This window comes from Streptomyces xingningensis, from assembly GCF_054957865.1.
Genome location: NZ_JBDJPF010000084.1, coordinates 1 through 20,616, shown reverse-complemented (window position 1 = coordinate 20,616; position 20,616 = coordinate 1). Strand labels below are relative to the sequence as shown.

The 20,616-nt window shown below is 70.7% G+C and carries 23 protein-coding genes; 12 read left to right on the top strand and 11 right to left on the bottom strand.

Annotated features, from left to right (window positions below; all coding sequences use genetic code 11):
- Positions 1-49: 49 nt before the first annotated feature.
- From ABCR83_RS29645 to ABCR83_RS29635, 3 genes are all read right to left on the bottom strand, one after another.
- A complete protein-coding gene (locus tag ABCR83_RS29645; RefSeq protein ID WP_462698313.1) occupies positions 50-622 on the bottom strand; it encodes an O-methyltransferase in 573 nt (190 codons plus the stop codon).
- Positions 623-654: 32 nt separating this feature from the next.
- Positions 655-954 carry a hypothetical protein gene (locus tag ABCR83_RS29640; protein ID WP_462698312.1) on the bottom strand — a complete coding sequence of 100 codons (300 nt, stop codon included), beginning with the start codon at positions 952-954 and terminating at the stop codon, positions 655-657.
- Between the two features lie 360 nt (positions 955-1,314).
- Complete coding sequence (locus ABCR83_RS29635; protein WP_462698311.1) at positions 1,315-1,773, bottom strand: ATP-binding protein; 459 nt, start codon at positions 1,771-1,773, stop codon at positions 1,315-1,317.
- Between the two features lie 257 nt (positions 1,774-2,030).
- On the opposite strand from ABCR83_RS29635, the gene ABCR83_RS29630 reads away from it, so the two are divergent.
- The 5 genes from ABCR83_RS29630 to ABCR83_RS29610 all read left to right on the top strand — a co-directional run bounded on the left by ABCR83_RS29630 (position 2,031) and on the right by ABCR83_RS29610 (position 4,708).
- On the top strand, positions 2,031-2,525 hold the full coding sequence (locus ABCR83_RS29630; RefSeq protein ID WP_462698310.1) for a hypothetical protein: 495 nt from the start codon (positions 2,031-2,033) through the stop codon (positions 2,523-2,525).
- 24 nt (positions 2,526-2,549) lie between these two features.
- Positions 2,550-3,164, top strand: a complete 615-nt coding sequence (locus ABCR83_RS29625) for a hypothetical protein (protein WP_462698309.1) — start codon at positions 2,550-2,552, stop codon at positions 3,162-3,164.
- A gap of 32 nt (positions 3,165-3,196) precedes the next feature.
- On the top strand, positions 3,197-3,916 hold the full coding sequence (locus tag ABCR83_RS29620) for a creatininase family protein (protein ID WP_462698308.1): 720 nt from the start codon (positions 3,197-3,199) through the stop codon (positions 3,914-3,916).
- A gap of 151 nt (positions 3,917-4,067) precedes the next feature.
- Entirely contained in the window at positions 4,068-4,394 is a 327-nt protein-coding gene (locus ABCR83_RS29615; protein WP_462698307.1) for a type II toxin-antitoxin system RelE/ParE family toxin, read from the top strand.
- Positions 4,391-4,708: a helix-turn-helix domain-containing protein gene (locus tag ABCR83_RS29610; protein WP_462698306.1), complete on the top strand. Its 318-nt coding sequence runs from the start codon at positions 4,391-4,393 to the stop codon at positions 4,706-4,708. Before ABCR83_RS29615 ends, ABCR83_RS29610 begins: the two co-directional genes overlap by 4 nt.
- Positions 4,709-4,767: 59 nt before the next feature.
- On the opposite strand, the gene msrA is transcribed toward ABCR83_RS29610, so the two are convergent.
- Positions 4,768-5,460: a peptide-methionine (S)-S-oxide reductase MsrA gene (gene msrA / locus ABCR83_RS29605; RefSeq protein ID WP_462698305.1), complete on the bottom strand. Its 693-nt coding sequence runs from the start codon at positions 5,458-5,460 to the stop codon at positions 4,768-4,770.
- 130 nt (positions 5,461-5,590) lie between these two features.
- Positions 5,591-6,676 carry a hypothetical protein gene (locus ABCR83_RS29600; RefSeq protein WP_462698304.1) on the bottom strand — a complete coding sequence of 362 codons (1,086 nt, stop codon included), beginning with the start codon at positions 6,674-6,676 and terminating at the stop codon, positions 5,591-5,593.
- Between the two features lie 137 nt (positions 6,677-6,813).
- Here ABCR83_RS29600 and ABCR83_RS29595 point away from each other — a divergent pair, with 137 nt between their 5' ends.
- Complete coding sequence (locus ABCR83_RS29595; RefSeq protein WP_462698303.1) at positions 6,814-7,959, top strand: cystathionine gamma-synthase; 1,146 nt, start codon at positions 6,814-6,816, stop codon at positions 7,957-7,959.
- Between the two features lie 52 nt (positions 7,960-8,011).
- On the opposite strand, the gene ABCR83_RS29590 is transcribed toward ABCR83_RS29595, so the two are convergent.
- Genes ABCR83_RS29590 through ABCR83_RS29580 form a run of 3 tightly spaced genes read right to left on the bottom strand, consistent with a single transcriptional unit; the run spans position 8,012 to position 9,304 of the window.
- Positions 8,012-8,263: a hypothetical protein gene (locus ABCR83_RS29590; protein WP_462698302.1), complete on the bottom strand. Its 252-nt coding sequence runs from the start codon at positions 8,261-8,263 to the stop codon at positions 8,012-8,014.
- Positions 8,260-8,772: a sigma factor-like helix-turn-helix DNA-binding protein gene (locus ABCR83_RS29585; RefSeq protein ID WP_462698301.1), complete on the bottom strand. Its 513-nt coding sequence runs from the start codon at positions 8,770-8,772 to the stop codon at positions 8,260-8,262. The genes ABCR83_RS29590 and ABCR83_RS29585 overlap by 4 nt, the downstream gene beginning before the upstream one ends.
- A 31-nt stretch (positions 8,773-8,803) precedes the next feature.
- The gene (locus ABCR83_RS29580) at positions 8,804-9,304 is read right to left on the bottom strand and encodes a MarR family winged helix-turn-helix transcriptional regulator (protein ID WP_462698300.1); all 501 of its coding nucleotides are present in this window, start codon (positions 9,302-9,304) and stop codon (positions 8,804-8,806) included.
- Between the two features lie 154 nt (positions 9,305-9,458).
- Here ABCR83_RS29580 and ilvA point away from each other — a divergent pair, with 154 nt between their 5' ends.
- From ilvA to ABCR83_RS29565, 3 genes are all read left to right on the top strand, one after another.
- Entirely contained in the window at positions 9,459-10,691 is a 1,233-nt protein-coding gene (gene ilvA, locus ABCR83_RS29575; protein WP_462698299.1) for a threonine ammonia-lyase, read from the top strand.
- 114 nt (positions 10,692-10,805) lie between these two features.
- Positions 10,806-11,783 carry an ATP-binding cassette domain-containing protein gene (locus ABCR83_RS29570; protein ID WP_462698298.1) on the top strand — a complete coding sequence of 326 codons (978 nt, stop codon included), beginning with the start codon at positions 10,806-10,808 and terminating at the stop codon, positions 11,781-11,783.
- A complete protein-coding gene (locus tag ABCR83_RS29565) occupies positions 11,780-12,643 on the top strand; it encodes an ABC transporter permease (RefSeq protein WP_462698297.1) in 864 nt (287 codons plus the stop codon). The genes ABCR83_RS29570 and ABCR83_RS29565 overlap by 4 nt, the downstream gene beginning before the upstream one ends.
- A 78-nt stretch (positions 12,644-12,721) precedes the next feature.
- Here ABCR83_RS29565 and greA read toward each other — a convergent pair whose 3' ends face one another.
- The gene (gene greA / locus ABCR83_RS29560) at positions 12,722-13,219 is read right to left on the bottom strand and encodes a transcription elongation factor GreA (RefSeq protein ID WP_462698296.1); all 498 of its coding nucleotides are present in this window, start codon (positions 13,217-13,219) and stop codon (positions 12,722-12,724) included.
- Positions 13,220-13,414: 195 nt separating this feature from the next.
- Entirely contained in the window at positions 13,415-13,825 is a 411-nt protein-coding gene (locus ABCR83_RS29555) for a DUF4307 domain-containing protein (protein WP_462698295.1), read from the bottom strand.
- 124 nt (positions 13,826-13,949) lie between these two features.
- Here ABCR83_RS29555 and mca point away from each other — a divergent pair, with 124 nt between their 5' ends.
- The gene (gene mca / locus ABCR83_RS29550; protein ID WP_462698294.1) at positions 13,950-14,819 is read left to right on the top strand and encodes a mycothiol conjugate amidase Mca; all 870 of its coding nucleotides are present in this window, start codon (positions 13,950-13,952) and stop codon (positions 14,817-14,819) included.
- Positions 14,820-14,823: 4 nt separating this feature from the next.
- The gene (locus ABCR83_RS29545) at positions 14,824-15,069 is read left to right on the top strand and encodes an RAMP4 family protein (RefSeq protein WP_462698293.1); all 246 of its coding nucleotides are present in this window, start codon (positions 14,824-14,826) and stop codon (positions 15,067-15,069) included.
- Between the two features lie 73 nt (positions 15,070-15,142).
- Here ABCR83_RS29545 and ABCR83_RS29540 read toward each other — a convergent pair whose 3' ends face one another.
- Positions 15,143-18,400 carry a tetratricopeptide repeat protein gene (locus tag ABCR83_RS29540; protein ID WP_462698292.1) on the bottom strand — a complete coding sequence of 1,086 codons (3,258 nt, stop codon included), beginning with the start codon at positions 18,398-18,400 and terminating at the stop codon, positions 15,143-15,145.
- 115 nt (positions 18,401-18,515) lie between these two features.
- Between ABCR83_RS29540 and ABCR83_RS29535 the strand changes: the two genes are divergently transcribed.
- The gene (locus tag ABCR83_RS29535) at positions 18,516-20,552 is read left to right on the top strand and encodes a thioredoxin domain-containing protein (RefSeq protein ID WP_462698291.1); all 2,037 of its coding nucleotides are present in this window, start codon (positions 18,516-18,518) and stop codon (positions 20,550-20,552) included.
- Positions 20,553-20,616 lie beyond the last annotated feature (64 nt).

Here is a 20,616-nt window from a genome sequence, read left to right as displayed (position 1 = left end):
ATGCGCTCCCTCACCGCGTACGACCACTGAACCCCTTGGCATCAGTCATCTAGGGGTGTCGTGTTGCGACAATCGCCGAGCTGGAGGGAGTTGTGAGTATCTCGACAGCGTGCAGGGCGGGATGGGTGAGATAGAAGAGCCGGAGCTCATCCACCTCACCGCCGAATCGAGGCGGCCAGTGGGGCGAGGGCGTGAAGTCGTCCAGGATGAGAAGGCCACCGGGGGCGAGTAGCTCGACAACCCGTTGGGGGTCGTCACGCTTGCCCCCGCCGTCGCAGAAGAAGACGTCGAAGGGGGCACGCTGCTCAAGCAGTCGCCAGTCTCCGGTGAGAACGGTCACCCGCTTGTCGTCCGTGAAGACTCCGGCTGCTCTTCGGGCCAGGTCCTCATCCCGCTCCACACTGACCAGATGCGCATCGGGGCCCAGGCCGCTGTGCAGCCATGCGGTGCCAACTCCCGATCCCGTGCCGCTTTCCGCAATGCGCCCGGAGGGTTTCGAAGCCGCAGCCAGCCTGAGCAGTCTGCCCACTTGAGGCGTGCAGCTCTTTTTGAAGGCCGCCTCCGCAGCGACACTCTCTGCGGCCACCACGCGTGGCGGAACGGCACGTTCTGCTATGTCCATGGCTCTCCCGCTGCGAACGATGAACGATGACGCTACCCGGCGAGCTGGGCCGCCTGCCAGGCCAGCGCCGTGTGAGCGATGAGGCAGGTGGTCCAGCCGGTCGCTCCCCGTACGCCGTGCCGGAGCATATCCGCCCACCCCACCAGCATCAGCAGAGCTGCCAGTCCCCAGAACGCCCATGCCGTGATCAGCCATGGAGTGGAGAGGTCCGTGAGGAAGGCCAGGGCGACGGTGGGGAGCAGGGCCAGGAGCGGGATGATCCAGGTCGCTTCGCTCGCCTTGTCGTCGGGCTTGTCCGTATTGCCGGTCGCGTCAGTTGCGGAGGATGTCACCGCTCGCTCCTGTCTGATCTGGTCCTGCGCCTTCAGTTGTTGAGCCCAATGCGCCAACGCATGTCCAGGCGTTGGGACACTCGGCGATGGGATATGTGTCGCCACCACCACTCTTGTACGTGGAGCGCAGTCGCATCCACGAACTCACGCAGTCCCCGAGGCACAGCCCACCGGATCATGGGCGCTCCACTTCCAGCGAAGCGCCAGCACTGATCCGCATCGGTGGCCCCGACTTGAACAGAATCACGACGTCGGACCGGCCAGCACGACGATCCTCGCGCACTGCCTTGACCTCACGCCTGTCACCACGATCAATCACAACGTCCCCGCGCTGTACGCGCTGGGACCACACCCGCACCTTCATACCCACTGTCCTTCGACGGGAGTCGTCACCACGGCCCACACCGATTTGCCGACTCCGTTCCGGTCATCTACGCCCCAGCGGTCGGCAAGCCCGGCCACCAGCACCAGGCCGCGGCCACCGTCAACGCGGGCAGGACCCGGCTTCGGCCGCTTGGCGTCCGCATCGTCAACCGCGATCCGCACACCGCCCGCCACCTGATGGAAGCTGGTTTCGATCTCCCGCCCCGGCGAAACGTGAGCGTGCACGACCGCGTTCGTCAGCAACTCGGAGAGCACCACAAGGGCTGCGTCCTCGATCGACATCAGCCCCCAGTCCGCCAAGGCCTTGCGCAACTGCGCACGCGCCAGGCCGACGCACCGGGGATGGCGTGCCCAACGCAGGGTCACCTCTTGTCCGTTCGCGTCTATCGGCTGTCTCTCCATGTCACCGAGCATCGCGGGGCACTGTTCGCGCAAGAAGCTCAGTGTGATTACCCACGGTGGGTAACATCCCGGGTAGCAACGCCCGACCCCAACGCGATCCGCCCTTCTCCGGAGCGTGGTTCATGCCCAAGTGCAAACCCCCTGACGGCGTTCCTGAGCGTTTGCTCAGAAGTCTGGAGATGATCGAGGCGTGCCGAAGTCACGACTTCTCCACGATCTTTCGGCTAGCGAAGCGCGGTGGGCTGTACCCCGCGCACATCGGGCGATGCGTGCAGCTGACGCCAAGCCGCGTGACCGAAATCATCGAGGGCAAGCGCAAGGTCGAGAGGTTCGAAGTTGTCGAGCGGATCGCGGATGGCCTTCGCATCCCCGGCCGCATGCTGGGGCTGGCGCGACGCGACTGGGAGCTGGATCGTCAGGAAGAACTCCTGCCGGCGCTGAGGGGGCAGAACGTCAAGTGGACCCCAGCCGGTGGAGCTCATGACGATTCCTGGCTTGCCCAGATGGAAGACGAGCCGTCAGACCCCGAGTTCGTCTTCGGCCTCATCGAGAGTCAGCTCCCGCAGCATTACCAGAGCGCCAACTACTTCGGAGCCCGCCACACCATCCCCTCGGTGGTCGAGCACGCCAACACCATCACGCGGCACTTGGAGACCGCCGCGGGCTCACCCCGTCAAGCACTCTTGCGTACGGGCAGCAGGGTGGTCGAGTTCCTCGGCTGGCTCCACCAAGATCTTGGAGATTTCAAATCTGCGGCGTACTGGTCGGATCGCTCCATGGAATGAGCGCAAGAGGCGGCAGACGATCACATGCAGGCGTACATCTTGTTCCGCAAGAGCAACCAGGCGACCGCACGAGCCAGCGGCGAAAAGGCCATCGGACTCGCCAGAGCCGCCCAACGCGTCAGCGCCCTGACACCGCAGCTCACCGCCCTTGCCGCTCAACAGGAGGCCCAGGGCTATGCGCTGATGCGCAATTCCAGGATGGCTCTCGCCAAGTTCGACGAGGCATACGCGCTAGCCTCCGAACACTCCACCGGGGAGCGGGACACAGCCGTCGACACCTCGTACTGCACTCCGACCTACATCGAGATACAGCGCGCCAACTGCTGGATCGACCTCGGACAACCGCGGCGCGCGGCCGAGCTCTTTCAAGACCAACTGGCCGCCCTGCCCGCCGTGTACCGCAATGACAGAGGCGTCTATCTCGCCCGACTGGCCCGCGCTCACGTTAAGGCAGGGGAACGTGAACAGGGTGTGGAGGCAGCCACGAAGGCACTTGCCATCGTCGCCCACACAGGATCCGCCCGCACATTCGCGGAACTCTCCATCGTCGCGCAGGCCGTAGAGACCCAGCGAACGATGCCTGCCGTCGCGACGTTTTTTAAACGATTCGAGATCGCCCGAGAATGGTTTGCGGCGTGACGCGATCGAGATTGATGCGAAATGCTGAGGTCATGGACGATCTGATCACCCAAGCCACCTCCGGCGACGAGCGCGAGCGCGGCCCGGCGGTCGCCGTTCTGCCAGTCGGCAGCTTCGAACAGCACGGCGATCACCTGCCTCTGATCACCGACACGGCCATCGCCTGTCTGATTGCCCGCCGCATCGCCGACGACCACGACCTGTTCCTCCTGCCACCGATCACCATCAGTTGCTCCCATGAGCACGCCCCCATGGCCGGAACGGTCAGCATCGGCGCGGGAACCCTGTATGCGATGGTCCACGACATATGGCGATCGCTCGAGGCCTCCGGCGCCCCCGGGCTGCTCATCGTCAACGGCCACGGCGGCAACTACGTCCTGCAGAACGTCGTCCAGGAGATCAACGTCACCGGCCCCCGCATCGCCCTCTTCCCTGTCAGCGAGGACCGCGCCCAGGCGCGAGCCGACGCCAAGCTGGTGAGCACCGGAGCGGAGGACATGCACGGAGGCGAGTTCGAAGTCTCGCTACTCCTTTACGGTGCACCGCACTTGATCCGCGACGGCATTGCTGGGGATGACTACTTCGCACCCAGCCGTCCCCACCTGCTCACCCTGGGGATGGCGGGGTACACGACCAACGGCGTGATCGGACGGCCATCAGAGGCGTCCGCCGCGAAGGGAGAGGCGATCCTGGACAGCTTCTCCCGATCGGCCCGAGCCCATCTCGACCTCATCGCGTCGCCAATCGGCTAGCACCAGCCCGAGGTTGCGGGTCGCGGCCCCACCCGGCACGCGGAGCGGCCCCGGCTCAGCCGCCGGTTGGCGCGATGCCCACCGGGCAGCTCACCCCCGTCCCGGCGAACACAACAGAGGCAGTAGTCCCGATCCTGCGCTGGCCGACGAGGTGCGCGAGTGGATCGGCAGCCTCGACGATCACGTGCATGCCCGGGTGGTGCAGGCACTTGATGCGCTGGCGGAGGGAGGCCCGGGGCTGGGGCGTCCGCTGGTGGACACCATTCACGGCTCGTCGATGGCGAATCTGAAGGAATTACGCCCCGGCACGGTGCGGATCCCCTTTGCCTTTGATCCGTGGCGCTGCAGCATTCTGCTGGTGGCGGGAGACAAGGCAGGGCAGTGGAACGAGTGGTATCGGGAAGCGATTCCGCTGGCTGAGGAGCGTTACGAGAGCTACGTGAAGGAACGGGCTCAGGAAGAAGGAGGACGGTCGTGAGTGGCTACACACGCTGGCAGGACATCCGCGCTGAGCATGTTGTCCGTGCCGGAGGCGAGGAGGCCGTGCGGGCGGGCAAGGAGGAGCTTCTTGCGGAGATGACCGGGCGGCGACTGGCGGAACTGCGGCGTGCCCGAGGGCTGACTCAGCAGGACGTGGCCGACCGTATGGGTGTCACCAAGGGGCGTGTGTCGCAGATCGAGCGGGGACACATTTCCGGCCAGGATGTCCTCGCCCGGTTCGCTGCAGCACTGGGGGGACGCCTGCATCAGGCCATCTACTTCGACGATGGGGATATCGCAGCCATCGCGTGAGACGAGTACGTGGCGAATCCGGGCCCGCATGGGAGTGCCACGTCATGGCCCGCGAGGCGTCAGCCATCGGCCGGGGTGATCCCGGTCGGGCAGGAGCCGCCCTCGGACGGGTCACCCAGCTTGACCCCCGTCCCCCCGATCCCGCAGTACCCCGCCGGGTTCTTGTCCAGGTACTGCTGGTGATAGGACTCCGCGGGGTAGAACGCCCCGGCCGGTGCGATCTCCGTGGTGATGTCGCCGTATCCCGAGGCGCGCAGCACCGATTGGTAGGCCTCGCGGGAGGCCTGCGCCGCGGACTGCTGGGCGGGGGAGTGGGTGTAGACGGCCGAACGGTATTGCGTGCCACGGTCGTTGCCCTGGCGGAAGCCCTGGGTGGGGTCGTGGGATTCCCAGAAGAGCTTGAGCAGCGACTCGTAGGACACCACGGCCGGGTCGTGGACGACACGGACGGCCTCGGTGTGGCCGGTGCGGCCGCTGCACACCTCTTCGTAGCTGGGGTTGGGGGTGTGGCCGCCCTGGTAGCCGACGAGGGTGGTCCAGACGCCGGGGGTCCGCCAGAAGGTGCGTTCGGCGCCCCAGAAGCAGCCGAGGCCGAAGTCGGCGACGGCGAGGCCGGCCGGGTAGGGGCCGGCCAGGGGGTTGCCCAGGACGGTGTGGCGGTCGGGGAGGGAGAAGGCGGGCTCGGGGCGGCCCGGGAGTGCTTCCCCGGGGGCGGGGAGGACGGGTTCGCGGCGCAGGTGGGGGAAGGGCATCACAGCTCCAAGGGGGCGCGGCCGAAGCGAGTGTGGGTAAAACGGGCGGCGGGGGTGGGGAATTCCCGTCCGGCGGGGGTGGGGAATTCCCGTCCGGCGGGGGGTGGGGGGAATTCCCGTCCGGACGGGTTCAGCGGCGGCCGTACTCCCAGCCCGCCACCGCCTGGGCCCGGTAGGAGAGGTAGGCGGCGACCGGGTCGGGGGAGTATGTCCAGGGCAGGGCGCCGATGTGGCCGTCGACCTGGCGCAGCTGCTCCAGGGCCTCCGGGTAGCGCTCGGCGTTGACCAGGAACCAGGCCAGCAGGTGGCGCACGTGCGGCAGCACGGGGTGGTCGGCGGGGGCGTGGGTGACGGCGTACTGGGCGGCCTCGACGGCCTGCCGGACGACCACGCTGTGGTACAGGCCGCGGACCAGGTTGACGTCCGGCAGGTGGTCGAAGACGGCGAAGAGCGGGAGCGCGGGCAGCAGGCTGCCCTGCGGGGCGCCGGCCGCCGCGCGCTGGGCGAAGGCATCGGCCTGCTCCTGGGAACCGTGCCAGGCGGCGCTCCAGTAGCGCAGTGCGGCGAGGTGGGCGCCCATGTGCTGCGGGGCGCGGCCGACGACCGTCTCCCACAGCGACTGGAACTCCGCCTCGCTCGCGCCCAGCCCGCGCGCGACGCCCAGTTCGACGATGTACGGGACGGGGTCGCCAGGGGCGAGCAGGGCCGCCTCGGCACAGACCGTACGGGCCTCCTCGAGGATCATGCGGTAGTCCTGCGAGGACGGGTCGCGCAGGGCCTGCTGGACCAGGAACTCCGCCTGGACGGCCGCGCCGCCCGCATCCTTGGGGGCGACCACCCGCCAGTGGCGCAGCCACATGCCGCCGGTGCCGGGCGTCTCGGCCAGCTCGCGGGCCGCCGCACCGGCCAGCGTCTGCACCCGCTGCCAGCGCAGCTCGGCCGAGCCCTGGGCGGGGGTGCGGGCGAGGAGCTCGGCGGCGGGCTTCCAGTCCTGGGTGCGGCGGGCCTCCTCGACGGCGGTCAGCAGCTCCCCGTCCGGCCCGGGCAGCCGCACGTCCAGCTGCTGGGCGGGTACAAAGCCATGCTGGTGGGCCGGGTCGATCGCGACGGCGGCGCCCCGCAGCGCGTCCTGCCCGGCGCGCCGTCGGCGGATCGCGGGGACGGCCACGAAGCCGCAGATGAGGGCGAGGGCGAACAGGATGGCGAGAAGCTCCATGAGATGTCCTGAGAACGAGAGGGCCGACGCAGTAAGGACGTGGCGAGGCGCCCGATCGTTCCTGGCGCTCGATCGTTCATCCGCCGGTTACAAGTGAACAGGAGTGTTCCGGTAATCGGGGTACTACCCTCGGGGCAATGAGCGACCAGCATGCTTTCGAGACCCTCGCCATCCACGCCGGGCAGGAGCCGGACCCGCTGACCGGGGCCGTCGTACCGCCCATCTACCAAGTGTCCACCTACAAGCAGGACGGCGTCGGCGGACTGCGCGGCGGCTATGAGTACAGCCGCAGCGCCAACCCCACCCGCGCCGCCCTGGAGGAGAACCTGGCGGCGCTGGAGGGCGGCAGCCGGGGCCTCGCCTTCGCCTCCGGCCTGGCGGCCGAGGACACCCTGCTGCGCACCCTGCTCACACCGGGTGACCATGTGGTCATCCCCGATGACGCCTACGGCGGGACGTTCCGCCTGATCGCCAAGGTCGTGGCGCGCTGGGGCGTCGAGTGGTCGGTCGCGGACACCACCGACCCGGCGGCCGTGCGGGCCGCGATCCGGCCGCGGACCAAGGCGGTCTGGGTGGAGACCCCGTCCAACCCGCTGCTCGGCATCACCGACATCGCCGCCGTCGCCCAGGTCGCCCACGAGGCGGGCGTGCGGCTGGTGGTGGACAACACCTTCGCGAGCTCCTACCTCCAGCAGCCGCTGTCGCTGGGCGCGGATGTGGTGGTGCACTCGACGACCAAATACATGGGTGGGCACTCGGACGTGGTCGGCGGTGCGCTGATCACCTCCGACGCCGGCCTCGCCGACGAACTGGCCTACCACCAGAACGCGATGGGCGCCGTCGCCGGCCCCTTCGACGCCTGGCTGACGCTGCGCGGCACCAAGACGCTCGCGGTGCGCATGGACCGGCACAGCGCCAACGCCGAGCGGGTGACCGAGATGCTGGTCAAGCACCCCAAGGTGACCCGGGTGTACTACCCGGGGCTGGCGGAGCACCCGGGCCACGAGGTCGCGGCCAAGCAGATGCGGGCCTTCGGCGGCATGGTGTCGTTCCGGGTCGAGGGCGGCGAGGCGGCGGCGGTCGAGATCTGCAACCGCGCCGAGCTGTTCACGCTCGGGGAGTCGCTGGGCGGCGTGGAGTCGCTGATCGAGCACCCGGGCCGGATGACGCATGCCTCGGTGACGGGCTCCCAGCTGGAGGTCCCGGCGGACCTGGTGCGGCTGTCGGTGGGCATCGAGGCGGCGGACGACCTGGTCGCCGACCTCACCCAGGCCCTCGGCTAGCCCTGTAGTACTAGGGCACGCCCCGAGCCCCGGCGGCGGTCGGCGGAACGGTTCACCGGCCCCACAGCGGTGGGGCCGTGTCCGTCGGCGGGGCCATCCAGGGCCGGGCGATCGCGGCCCATGCGCAGAACGCCACCACCGCCAGCGCCAGCAGCGTCCACGCCACCGCCCGCACCGCCCGGCGCCCGCGCAGGACCCGGCGGCCGCGCTCGGCCGCGCGTACGGCCAGACCGGGCGGGACGGCCGGGTGCCCGGTCGCCAGCATCCGGCGGACCTCCTCCTCCTTGCGGTCGTACGAGCTCATGCGCGTCCCTCGCTCCGCTCGCATGACGGGCCCGGGGCCGTCGGGGTCGTCACCGGCGGGCGGCTGCGCAGGGTGGCGACGGCCCGGGTGCAGATGGCCCGTACCCGTTCCACCGGCAGGCCCAGGCTCGCGGCGGTCTGCTCCTCGGCGACGCCCTCGTGCAGCCGCAGCACCAGCACCAGCCGCTCCTGCGGGGTGAGCCGGGCCAGTACACCGCCCCTGGCGCGGCGGTGGTGCCGGGCGGAGAGCGCGAAGCGGGTGGTCAGCTCCCGGCGGGTGTGTTCATACGGGTCGTCGCCACGCAGCCGGTCCCACCGGGCGTAGGTGCGGGACAGGGCGTCGACGAGCAGCCGCTCGGCGGCGGTCGGCCCGCCGGGGCCCGGCTTCCCGGTCTCCGGTTCGCCGGTCAGCAGCAGGGCGGTGTGCAGCAGCCGCCCGCCCGCGCCCCCGACGAATCCTTCGAACTCCCGGGCGCGGAGGCGCTCCCGGGCCGCCTGCCGCTCTCGCATCCTTCAAGAAGAGGACAGGTGGGGAGGCGGGTCAAGAGGCCGGCGGCACCTGGGGCAGGGCGCCGTGCACCTCGGAGAGCGCGGAGTTGAAACGGGTGAGCAGGGAGCAGAATTGGGCTCGCTCCTCCTCGGTCCAGCCCTCCGTGCACAGGGACATCAGCTCACGGCGCGAGGCGCGCACCTCTTCCAGGCGGGCCTTGCCGCGCGGCGAGAGCTGGAGGACGACCGCGCGGCCGTCCTCGGGGTGCGAGGTGCGCTTGACCAGGCCGGTGTCGACGAGCGGCGCCACCTGCCGGGTGACGGTCGACGAGTCGATGCCCATGCCCGCGGCGAGCGCCTTCACTCCCATCGGGCCTTCCTGGTCAAGGCGGTTGAGCAGTAGATAGGCGGCGCGGTCCATGGAGTTGGCGACCCGGCCGACACCACCGAGGCGGGTCTGCTCGGCGCGACGTGCGAAGACGGCCACCTGATGCTGGAGCGTGTCGAGGACCCCTGGGGCGAGGTCGGTCGTCATGTCCGGAGGAGTGGGCATGGCTGGGGACTCACTTCGTGCGGCGGAAGGGTGTTGCTCAGGATTGGGGGACAGAGTACGCGGCCCGGCGCGTGCCCGTACCGTTGCCAGGTAAACCCTCGGTATGCGGTGGTCAACGCGGCCATGGCGCGGGGCGAGCTGCGAGACTGGCCGCATGGCTGCACGAGTTGGCGACGGGGATCCGCTGCCGGTGACCCTCGACGAGGTGCGCGCGGCGCAGAAGATGCTCTCCGGGGTGGCGCGGACCACCGCCCTGGAAAGCAGCCGTCAGCTGTCCTCCCTGGTCGGCGCCCCCGTCCACCTGAAGTGTGAGAACCTCCAGCGCACCGGGTCCTTCAAGGTGCGCGGCGCCTATGTGCGGATCGCGGGCCTGTCCCAGGACGAGCGCGCGGTGGGCGTGGTCGCGGCGAGCGCGGGCAACCATGCCCAGGGGGTGGCCCTGGCGGCCTCGTTGCTGGGCGTGCGCTCCACGGTCTTCATGCCGGAGGGGGCGCCGCTGCCCAAGGTCGCCGCCACTCGCGACTACGGGGCCGAAGTGCGGTTGCACGGACAGGTGGTGGACGAGGCGCTGCGCGCCGCCCAGGAGTACGCCCGGCGCACGGGCGCGGTGTTCATCCACCCCTTCGACCATCCCGATGTGATCGCCGGGCAGGGCACGGTGGGGCTGGAGATCCTGGAGCAGTGCCCCGAGGTGCGCACCATCGTGGTGGGCACCGGCGGCGGCGGGCTGGTGGCCGGGATCGCGGTGGCGGTCAAGGCGGTGCGGCCGGATGTGCGGATCGTCGGGGTGCAGGCGGCGGGCGCCGCCGGCTATCCGGCGTCGCTGGCGGCCGGGCACCCGGTGTCGGTGCCGGCACCGGCGACGATGGCGGACGGGATCAAGGTGGGGCGGCCCGGCGAGGTGCCGTTCCGGATCGTCCGACGGCTGGTCGACGAGGTCCACACGGTCTCCGAGGACCAGCTGTCCAGTGCCCTGCTGCTCTGCCTGGAGCGCGCGAAGCTGGTGGTGGAGCCGGCCGGGGCGAGCCCGGTGGCGGCGCTGCTGGCCGCGCCCGGCTCGTTCGAGGGGCCGGTGGTGGCGGTGCTGTCGGGCGGCAATGTGGACCCGCTGCTGCTGCAGCGCGTGCTGCGGCACGGCATGGCGGCGGCGGGCCGGTATCTGTCGCTGCGGCTACGGCTGACGGACCGTCCGGGAGCGCTGGCCGCACTGCTGGAGGTGCTGTCGGAGTCCGACGCCAACGTCCTGGACGTCAGCCATGTGCGCACCGATCCCCGGCTCGGGCTGACCGAGGCGGAGGTGGAGCTGCACCTGGAGACCCAGGGGCACGAACACTGCGCCGCGGTGGGCACGGCGCTGCGCCGGGCGGGCTATCTGGTCATGTCCTGACACCGGTCCCGTTACCCGGCGCGGTCCCTTTTGCGGAATGGACCCCTTTGCGGAGCGGAATGGCCCGGGCGTACGTAAAATTCTGTATTACGTCACCCAACGGGGAGAACCTCCATGCCAGGCGCTATATACGCCGAGGGTCTGGTCAAGACCTTCGGCGAGGTAAGGGCTCTGGACGGCGTCGATCTCGATGTGCCGGAAGGTACCGTGCTGGGCCTGCTCGGCCCCAACGGAGCCGGCAAGACCACCGCCGTGCGTGTGCTCACCACCCTGATCAAGCCCGACCGCGGCACGGCCGTCGTGGCGGGCATCGACGTGCTGAAGAAACCCAACGAAGTCCGCCACTGCATCGGCCTGTCCGGCCAATTCGCTGCCGTCGACGAATATTTGACGGGTCGGGAAAATCTCTGCATGGTCGGCCGGCTCTATCAGCTGAGCGGGCGCGAGGCGAAGGCGAGGGCGGGGGAGCTGCTGGAGCGCTTCCACCTCGCCGACGCGGCCGACCGTCCGGCCAAGACCTACTCCGGGGGCATGCGCCGCCGGCTCGACCTCGCCGCGGCCCTGGTCGTCAGCCCGCCCGTGATGTTCATGGACGAGCCCACCACCGGGCTCGACCCGCGCAATCGGCAGCAACTGTGGGAAGTCATCCAGGAGTTGGTGGCCGGCGGCACCACGCTGCTGCTCACCACCCAGTATCTGGAGGAGGCCGATCACCTCGCCCATGACATCGCGGTCGTCGACCACGGCCGGGTCATCGCGCGCGGCACCTCCGACCAGCTCAAGGCGTGCACCGGTGGGGAGCGGGTGGAGGTCGTGGTGCACCGGCGCGCGGACATCCCCGTCTCCGACGAGGTGCTGCGCGGCTTCGGCGAGGGAGAATCCGCCGTGGAGTCGCACACCCGCAAGATCACCGTTCCGGTGTCGGGCGGCGCCAGGCTGCTCGCCGAGATCATCCGCGAGCTGGACGCGCGCGGCATCGAGATCGACGACATCGGGCTGCGCCGCCCCACCCTGGACGACGTCTTCATCTCGCTCACCGGCCATGCGGCGGAGAGCGGCGAGGGACGACGGCCGGAAGGAGCCGTGTCATGAGCGCTCAGAGCGCCGGTCCGGTGTCCAGGAGGGCGATGCCTCAGGGGCGCGGTGGCGTCGGCCAGTCCGTGCACGACTCCCTGGTGGTCGCCAAGCGCAATCTGATCCGGATGATGCGGATCCCCGAGGTGGTCGTCTTCGGCCTGGTCCAACCGATCATGTTCGTGGTGCTGTTCAGCTATGTCTTCGGCGGCTCCATCGCCGTCGGCGGCAACACGGACCCCTCGGCCTACCGGGAATTCCTGATGGCCGGCATCTTCGCCCAGACCGTCACCTTCGCCACCGCGGGCGCGGGCGCCGGGATCGCCGACGACATGCACAAGGGGCTGATCGACCGGTTCCGGTCGCTGCCGATGGCGCGGGGGGCCGTGCTCACCGGCCGGACCCTCGCGGACCTGGTGCAGACCGCGCTCACCCTGGTGGTGCTGGCGGTCGTCGCCACCATCGTGGGCTGGCGCATCCACCATGGCCTCCCCCGGGCGCTGGCGGGCTTCGCCCTGCTGCTCCTGCTGGGCTATGCCTTCTCCTGGATCGGCGCGCTGATCGGGCTGACCGTAAGGACCCCGGAGGCGGCCACCTCGGGCGGGCTGATCTGGCTCTTCCCGCTGACCTTCATCTCCAACGCGTTTGTGCCGTCCGGCAACATGCCGACGGTGCTGCGGGTGATCGCCGAGTGGAATCCGTTCAGCGCCACGGTGCAGGCCGCCCGGGAGCTCTTCGGCAATCTGCCGTCCGGCTATCCGGTGCCGGCGGCCTGGCCCATGCAGCACCCGGCCTGGGCGTCGCTGCTCTGGTCGGTGCTGATCATCGCGGTCTTCCGGGGACTGTCGGTGCGCAAGTACCGGTCGGCCACGGCGTGATCATGGTGCGGCCCCGGATCCCTGGGGGATCCGGGGCCGCGCTGCGTTTCACCGTGCCGCACCGCGCGAGCGGCGCGCTCAGCCCGTGTAGGGCTTGGCGTCCAGGATGCGGACCTTGGCCTTGCGGCCGTTCGGCAGCTCGTACTCGGCGTCCTCGCCGATCTTCTTGCCGTTGACGCCGGTGCCGAGCGGCGACTGGGGGGAGTAGGTCTCGATGTCCGAGCTCGCGTACTCGCGGGAGGCGAGCAGGAACTTCACGGTGTCCTCCGGGTCGCCGTCAAAGGCGATGGTGACGACCATGCCGGGGGCGACCACGCCGGTGGCGGCCGGTGCCTCGCCGACCTTCGCGTTCTCGAGCAGCTGGGTCAGCTGGCGGACGCGGAGCTCCTGCTTGCCCTGCTCCTCCTTGGCCGCGTGGTACCCGCCGTTCTCTCGCAGGTCACCTTCCTCGCGAGCCGCCGCGATCTTGGCCGCGATCTCGGTGCGAGCGGGACCAGACAGGTACGCCAGCTCGGCCTTGAGCTGGTCGTACGCCTCCTGAGTCAGCCAGGTGACGTTGTCGCTGGTCTGGGTCACAGGTGCTCCTCGTCGGTGCTGGGGGAAACTTGGGGTCACTGGACACAAATGAACGCCCTACTCAGAAGGGTGCGCCTTCAAAGGTGGGCGAAACCACGAGCCTAACAATTCCGTCCGGAATGGGGGAAGAAGTCGGCGGGTCAAACCGCGCAAGAATTGCGTCAGGGCTGGTCAGGGCGTTGAGCGGGGCGAAGATCAGCGATCGCCGACGGGGTGGCAGCCCTCGAGGTCCGTGGCGCTCGCCCGGGCGGTGGTGCGCAGCGTGACGAGCTGGGTGAAGTGTTCCTCGCGGCGCTCGAGGGTCACCTCCTTGCGGGCGACTTCCTGGTGGTCGGCGTCCAGCGACCGCAGGATGCACACCCCGGTGGCGTTCTTGTCCTTGCGGATCTCCAGGACCGCCTGCACGCTGTTGTCGGAGATCGTCTGGGACCGCACCAGTTGTCCGCTGACATCCGTTTTGGTGATGTAGTGCACACCGGCCCAGCCGATGAAGCCCAGCAGACCGAGCCCCAGCACCGACCCGACGATCTTCAGCTTGCGGTCGGCACGTGCGTCCGCCGAGCGGCCGTACCGGCCCTCGGGCAGCGTCTCGCGCTCCGCAGCCATGATCGCTCCTCCTGTGGGTCACCGTGGGCCCTGCCGGGCCGAATATGTGAACGCGGAATGAAACGGCTCCCGCTTCGGTCACTATAGGAGGCGTCTGACAAGACCAGTGACTGAGGATCGAGCCTTGACTGAGCAGCTGCGAATGATGGCCGTTCACGCCCACCCCGACGACGAGTCGAGCAAGGGCGCGGCCACGATGGCCAAGTACGTGTCCGAGGGGGTGGACGTGCTGGTCGCCACCTGCACGGGCGGGGAGCGCGGCTCCATCCTCAACCCCAAGCTCCAGGGCGATCCCTACATCGAGGAGCACATCCACGAGGTCCGCGCCAAGGAGATGGCGGAGGCCCGGGACATCCTCGGCGTCCGGCAGGAGTGGCTGGGCTTCGTCGACTCCGGGCTGCCCGAGGGCGACCCGCTGCCGCCGCTGCCCGAGGGCTGCTTTGCGCTGCAGGACGTCGAGGAGGCGGCGGAGCCGCTCGTCCGATTGATCCGCGAGTTCAAGCCGCAGGTGATCACCACCTATGACGAGAACGGCGGCTATCCGCACCCCGACCACATCATGACCCACAAGATCTCGATGGTGGCCTTCGAGGCGGCGGGTGACCCCATGCGCTACCCCGAGGCCGGCGAGCCCTGGCAGCCGCTGAAGCTCTACTACAACCAGGGCTTCAACCGGCCCCGCACCCAGGCCCTGCACGACGGCCTGCTGGCCCGTGGCCTGGAGTCGCCGTACGGGGAGTGGCTGGAGCGCTGGGACGAGATGGGCCGCGAGCGGACCCTGACCACCTATGTGCCCTGCGGTGACTTCTTTGAGATCCGGGACAAGGCCCTGATCGCGCACGCCACCCAGATCGACCCGGACGGCGGCTGGTTCCGGGTGCCGATGGACGTCCAGCGGGAGATCTGGCCGACGGAGGAGTACGAGCTGGCGAAGTCGCGGGTGGACACTTCCCTCCCCGAGAACGACCTCTTCGCCGGCATCCGCAACAATTGACCCCATGATGAGCGCGACTGCCTCCCTCGCCGCCACCCACCTGATGCCGCTCGCCGCCAAGGACCTGGACCAGAACAAGGTCACGCCCGGGCTGCTCGGCTTCGTCATCTTCGCCGTCATCGGCGGCGCGGTGTGGCTGCTGATGAAGAGTATGACCAAGCAGCTGAAGCGGGTGGACTTCGAGGAGACGGCGGAGGCGGAGGCCCCCGCCGCGGCCGCGGCCGACGCCAAGGGCGGCGGCACCACCTGACCGTACGGGCCGGTTCGCCGGCCCGTACGGTCCAGGGGGTGTCCGGTGGGCGGACACCGCGGCACCGCCGCGGTCAGCGCGGCAGGACCGCCACGATCTCGCGGGCCCGCCGCCCCGGCACCATGCCCAGGCGCCATGCCTGCCAGCCCTCCTCCGGCTCCACGCCCCGCTCCAGCACCAGGGCGAACGCCTCCGCGCACTGCTCCAGCGCCGGATCGACCACCCAATCGGCCTCGCGCAGCTCCTGCCGCAGCCCCGCCAGCTCCTCCTCGGCCACCGCCGTGCCCACCACCGAACCGCCCGGTGACGCGAACGGCAGCAGGGTGCAGCGCAGGAAACGCGCCCAGCTGTCACCGCGCCGGTCACCGATGCCGGCGAACAGCCGGGACGCCTCCGTCACCAGCTCCAACGCCTGCGCCGCGCGGCCATTGCCCGCGTCGATCACCGCCAGCTCCACACAGGACCACGCCTCGCCGTGCGCCACGCCCACCCGCTGGAAGTCCAGCCGGGCATCCTGCAACAACTGCCGGGCGAACCCGCTGTTGCGCAGGGACCCGGTCTGCGCCGCCCGCTGATCACGGGTGACCCGCGCCGCATGGTGCCGGGCACAGGCCAGCCCATACACATCGCGCATCCGGTTGAACATGGTGCGGGCCCGCTCCAACTCCCGCAGTGCGGCCGCCAGATCGCCGAGCTCCTCCAGCGACTGGCCGAGATAGAAGAGCGTCCACGCCTCGCCGCGCGCGTCCTCGTGCTCCCGGTGCCGGGCGGCCGCCGTCCGCAGGCCGTCCGCGGCGGCCGAGGCGTCACCGGCCACCAGCCTGGCCCGGGCCAGCTGGGTCAGCGCCCAGGCCGCGCCCCGGCCGTCCTGCGTCCGCCCGTACAGCTCCAGGGCCTCCTGGAACTCCTGCTCGGCCTGCTCGATCCGGGCCATCCGCAGCAGCACCTGGCCCAGCTGGAAGTGCGCCCACGCCTGGCCGTGCACGCTCTCGCTCTCCCGGTGCAGCTCCAGCGCCACATTCAGCAGGTCGAGCGCCTCGGCCAGCCGGGTGCGGTCCCGCTCCACCGCGCCCAGCGCATGCATCGTCCAGGCCCGGTCGCCGCCCAGCTCCGGAGCCGACTGCAGCTCCAGCGCCTCGCGCAGCTTGGCCGCCGCCTCCTCGAGCTGGCCCTGGTGTTGCAGGGTGATGCCCAGATCGCGCAACGCCCGTGCCGCGCCCGCGGTGTTCTGCGCGTTGAAGTACAGATCCACCACCGAGGTCAGCGTGGTACGGGACTTGTCCAGCTCGCCCAGCTGGCGTGCCGCCACACCCGTACGCCACTGCACCGAACGCATCAGCAGTCCCTTGTCCGTGGCCTGCGTCAACTCGCTGAGCTCGCCCAGCCGGTAGAGATCGCCACGCAGCAGGCAGTAGTCGCACAGGGCGCCCAGCAGATGCAGCACCGCCGCCTGGTCCACGCCCTCGGTATGCCGCAGCGCCGCCGTGATGAAGCTCGACTCGTCGTCCAGCCAGCGCAGCGCCGAGTCCAGCGAGGTGAAACCATGGCCGCCGGCCGCCCCCTTGACGAACATATCGGCCCGCGTCGACGTCTTGCCGTCCACCATCCGGATCACCGAGTCCGCCAGCTCCGCATAACTGAGGATCAGCCGCTCCTGCGCCGCCCCCCGCTCCTGCTGCGGCTCCTCCTCGTGCAGCCGGGCATGCGCGAAATCGCGCACCAGGTCGTGCATCCGATAGCGGCCGGCCCGCACCGGCTCGATCAGCCCGGCCCGGGCCAGCAGCGTCAACTGCCGGGCCGCCTCCGGCTCTTCGGCCGCCAGCAGGGCCGCCGCCGCGGCCACGCCCAGCGAGGCCCGCCCGGCCAGCGCCAGCCGGCGCAGCAGTCGGCGGGCGTCATCGCTCTGGTCGATATAGCGCAGCCACAGGGCCCGCTGCACCGGATCGGACTGCCCGGCCGCCCCCAGCTCCGCCGCCAGCGACCGCGGGCTCCGGCCCCCCAGCGAGGAGCCCGCCACCCGCAGCGCCAACGGCAGACCCGCACACAACTCCCGCACCTGGGCAAGGGATTGCGGATCATCCGGGCCCGGCTCCTCGGCCACCTCCCGCAACAGCTCCCGGCTGTCCGCCTCGTCCAGCGGGCCGACCTCCAGCTGGTGCACCCAGGCCACCAGATCCGCCGGCAGCGACAGCGGCTCCCGGGCCGTGACCAGCACCAGGGAGTCGGAACGGTCCGGGATCAGGGTGCGCACCTGCCCGGCGTCCGAGGCGTCGTCCAGCACGATGGTGACCGGCAGCCCGGTCAGGTGCTGGTGATACACCTCCGCCAGCCGCTTGAGGTGCTGCTCCTGCGAGGAACGCTCCCGGAACAGCAGCTGATCACGCGGTGCGCCCAGCCGGTTGAGCAGGTGCAGCAGCGCGTCCCGGGTGGGCAGCGGGGGCTCGCCCTGGCTCTCGCCGCGCAGATCCACCACACACGCACCGCGGAACTGGTCGCGCAGCTGGTGCGCCGCCCGCAGGGCCAGGGCGGACCGCCCGGACCCCGGCGGCCCGTGCAGCACCACGATCGTCGGCTTGGTCTCCGTGCTCGCCCGCGCCTGGTGCACCCACTGGGCGATCTGGCCGAGCTCCGTGCGGCGACCCGCGAACGGGCCCTGCGCCTCGGGCAGATCGTCGAACGAGCGGGCCAGCACATTGCGCCGCCGGGCCGCCGCACTGCGGTCCCCGCCGCGCAGCTGCGGCCCGTCCTTGCCCTGCTTGGCGCTGCCTGCGCGGCTGGTGCGGGTGCTGCCCTGCAGCATCCGCTGCTGGTCCAGGAACGGCCGGATGCCCCGCACCTCGACCGCCGTCAGCCACTGCAGCCGCAACTGCTCGGCACCGCCCGGCTGCCCGCGCTTCCCGGCCCGCCGCTGCGCGGCCGACCAGTGCCCGGCCGTCAGCTTGGCCACCGTGGCCACCGAACCGGCCACCCCCACCACGACACCCGCGCCCACCGCCGGGCCCGCGGAGACGCCGAAGCCCAGGTCCGAACCGACGGCCGTGGCCGCCGCCACCACCGTCACCAGCAGCGGTGTGCCGAGCGCGGGCCCGGACAGCGCGGCCGCCAGCGGGCGCCGCTGGGCCGCCTCCTCATCCAGCGCGCGCAGATACCCGCCGTACTCCTCGGCGGCCGCGCCCGCCAGCGCCTCCAGCTCGCCCTGGGCCCGGCGCAGCAGCGCCCCGCCGTCCGTACGGCCGCTCGAACGGCGCACCTCTTCCTCGACCGCCCGCTTCAACAGGCCCTCGACTTCCGCACGGTGACCCTGCCTCAGTGCGGGCGGCGAGCTCTGCATTCCGTTCCCCCTCGATCAGCGATTGCCACGGACACACCAGTCTTCCGTCTCCGAGCCATTTCCGGCAGGCCTGTGGATAACTCATCCCGGGGTCCGGGTGCGCAAGGATGGGGCCATGCCGAACCACCTGGCGCACGAGACGTCCCCCTACCTCCTGCAGCACGCCGACAATCCGGTCGACTGGTGGCCCTGGTCGCCCGAGGCCTTCGCCGAGGCCCGCCGCCGGGACGTGCCCGTGCTGCTGAGCGTCGGGTATTCGAGTTGTCACTGGTGCCATGTGATGGCGCACGAGAGCTTCGAGGACGACGCGACGGCCGCCTACCTCAATGAGCACTTCGTCTCCGTCAAGGTCGACCGCGAGGAGCGGCCCGACGTGGACGCCGTCTATATGGAGGCCGTCCAGGCCGCCACCGGCCAGGGCGGCTGGCCCATGACCGTCTTCCTCACCCCCGATGCCCAGCCCTTCTACTTCGGCACCTACTTCCCGCCCGCGCCCCGCCATGGCATGCCGGGCTTCCGGCAGGTGCTGGAGGGGGTGACGGCCGCCTGGGCCGGCCGCCGGGCGGAGGTCGGCGAGGTCGCGGGCCGCATCGTGCGGGAGCTCGCGGAGCGCGCCCCGGCCCTGACGGGCGCCCGGCCGCCCACGGCCGACGAGGCGCACCTGGCCCTGCTGGGGCTGACCCGCGACTTCGACGCCACCCACGGCGGCTTCGGCGGGGCGCCCAAGTTCCCGCCGTCCATGACGCTGGAGTTCCTGCTGCGCCACCATGTCCGCACCGGCTCCGAGGCTGCCCTGGACATGGTCCGGGCCACCTGTGAGGCAATGGCCCGCGGCGGGCTGTACGACCAGCTCGGCGGGGGGTTCGCGCGCTACTCGGTGGACGCCGGATGGGTGGTGCCGCACTTCGAGAAGATGCTCTACGACAATGCCCTGCTGTGCCGGGTGTACGCCCATCTGTGGCGGGCGACCGGCTCCGGGCTCGCCCGGCGGATCGCCCTGGAGACCGCGGATTTCATGGTGCGCGAACTGCGCACCGCCCAGGGCGGGTTCGCCTCGGCGCTGGACGCGGACAGTGACGACAGCAGTGGGCGGCATGCCGAGGGTGCCTATTACGTGTGGACGATGCGGCAGTTGAGGGAGGTGCTGGGCGAGCGGGACGCGGAGCTGGCCGCCTTCCACTTCGGGGTGACCGAGCAGGGCACCTTCGAGGAGGGCGCGTCCGTGCTGCAACTGCCGGACAGCGAGCGGCTGCTGGACGCCGAGCAGCTGGCCTCCGTGCGGCAGCGGCTGCTGGCGGCGCGGGAGCGGCGGCCCCGGCCGGGCCGGGACGACAAGGTGGTGGCCGCCTGGAACGGGCTGGCCATCGCGGCGCTCGCGGAGACCGGTGCGTACTTCGACCGCCCGGATCTGGTGCAGGCCGCCACGGACGCCGCCGATCTGCTGGTCCGTACCCATATGGACTGGCAGGCCCGGCTGTTCCGCACCTCGCTGCACGGCGTCGCGGGCTCGCACGCGGGTGTGCTGGAGGACTACGCGGATGCCGCCGAGGGGTTCCTGGCGCTCTCCGCGGTCACCGGCGAGGGGGTGTGGGTCGACTTCGCCGGACTGCTGCTGGACTCGGTGCTGATCCACTTCATGGACGACAGCGGTGCGCTGTTCGACACGGCCGACGACGCGGAGGCCCTCATCCGGCGCCCGCAGGATCCGACGGACAACGCCGCGCCGTCCGGCTGGACGGCCGCCGCCGGTGCGCTGCTGACCTATGCCGCCCTCACCGGCAGCGCCCCGCACCGGGAGGCGGCCGAGCGCGCGCTCGGTGTGGTGCGGACGCTCGCCCCCAAGGCGCCGCGGTTCACCGGCTGGGGGCTGGCGGTCGCCGAGGCACTGCTGGACGGCCCCCGCGAGGTGGCGGTCGTCGGCTCGTACGACGACCCGGCCACCCGCGAACTGCACCGCGCCGCGCTGCTGTCCACCGCCCCCGGACTGGCCGTCGCGGTGGGCGAGCCGGCCCCGGGCACGGCGGCCGAGGTGCCGCTGCTGGCGGACCGGCCGCTGCTGGACGGCCGCCCGGCCGCGTATGTCTGCCGGAACTTCACCTGTGACGCACCAACGGACGACCCCAAGGCGCTGGCGGACCGGCTGACCGGCTGACGCGGCCCTGGATGCTGAACGGAAAATCGATCTTCGGGAGGGCAGACGGCAGCATCCGGGCCGC

Coding starts and splice junctions, on each gene's coding strand:
- ABCR83_RS29645 (WP_462698313.1), bottom strand. CDS start 622: ATGGACATAGCAGAACGTGCCGTTCCGCCACGCGTGGTGGCCGCAGAG.
- ABCR83_RS29625 (WP_462698309.1), top strand. CDS start 2,550: ATGCAGGCGTACATCTTGTTCCGCAAGAGCAACCAGGCGACCGCACGA.
- ABCR83_RS29620 (WP_462698308.1), top strand. CDS start 3,197: ATGGACGATCTGATCACCCAAGCCACCTCCGGCGACGAGCGCGAGCGC.
- msrA (WP_462698305.1), bottom strand. CDS start 5,460: ATGCCCTTCCCCCACCTGCGCCGCGAACCCGTCCTCCCCGCCCCCGGG.
- ABCR83_RS29600 (WP_462698304.1), bottom strand. CDS start 6,676: ATGGAGCTTCTCGCCATCCTGTTCGCCCTCGCCCTCATCTGCGGCTTC.
- ABCR83_RS29595 (WP_462698303.1), top strand. CDS start 6,814: ATGAGCGACCAGCATGCTTTCGAGACCCTCGCCATCCACGCCGGGCAG.
- ABCR83_RS29590 (WP_462698302.1), bottom strand. CDS start 8,263: ATGAGCTCGTACGACCGCAAGGAGGAGGAGGTCCGCCGGATGCTGGCG.
- ABCR83_RS29585 (WP_462698301.1), bottom strand. CDS start 8,772: ATGCGAGAGCGGCAGGCGGCCCGGGAGCGCCTCCGCGCCCGGGAGTTC.
- ABCR83_RS29580 (WP_462698300.1), bottom strand. CDS start 9,304: ATGCCCACTCCTCCGGACATGACGACCGACCTCGCCCCAGGGGTCCTC.
- ilvA (WP_462698299.1), top strand. CDS start 9,459: ATGGCTGCACGAGTTGGCGACGGGGATCCGCTGCCGGTGACCCTCGAC.
- ABCR83_RS29570 (WP_462698298.1), top strand. CDS start 10,806: ATGCCAGGCGCTATATACGCCGAGGGTCTGGTCAAGACCTTCGGCGAG.
- ABCR83_RS29565 (WP_462698297.1), top strand. CDS start 11,780: ATGAGCGCTCAGAGCGCCGGTCCGGTGTCCAGGAGGGCGATGCCTCAG.
- ABCR83_RS29555 (WP_462698295.1), bottom strand. CDS start 13,825: ATGGCTGCGGAGCGCGAGACGCTGCCCGAGGGCCGGTACGGCCGCTCG.
- ABCR83_RS29545 (WP_462698293.1), top strand. CDS start 14,824: ATGATGAGCGCGACTGCCTCCCTCGCCGCCACCCACCTGATGCCGCTC.
- ABCR83_RS29540 (WP_462698292.1), bottom strand. CDS start 18,400: ATGCAGAGCTCGCCGCCCGCACTGAGGCAGGGTCACCGTGCGGAAGTC.
- ABCR83_RS29535 (WP_462698291.1), top strand. CDS start 18,516: ATGCCGAACCACCTGGCGCACGAGACGTCCCCCTACCTCCTGCAGCAC.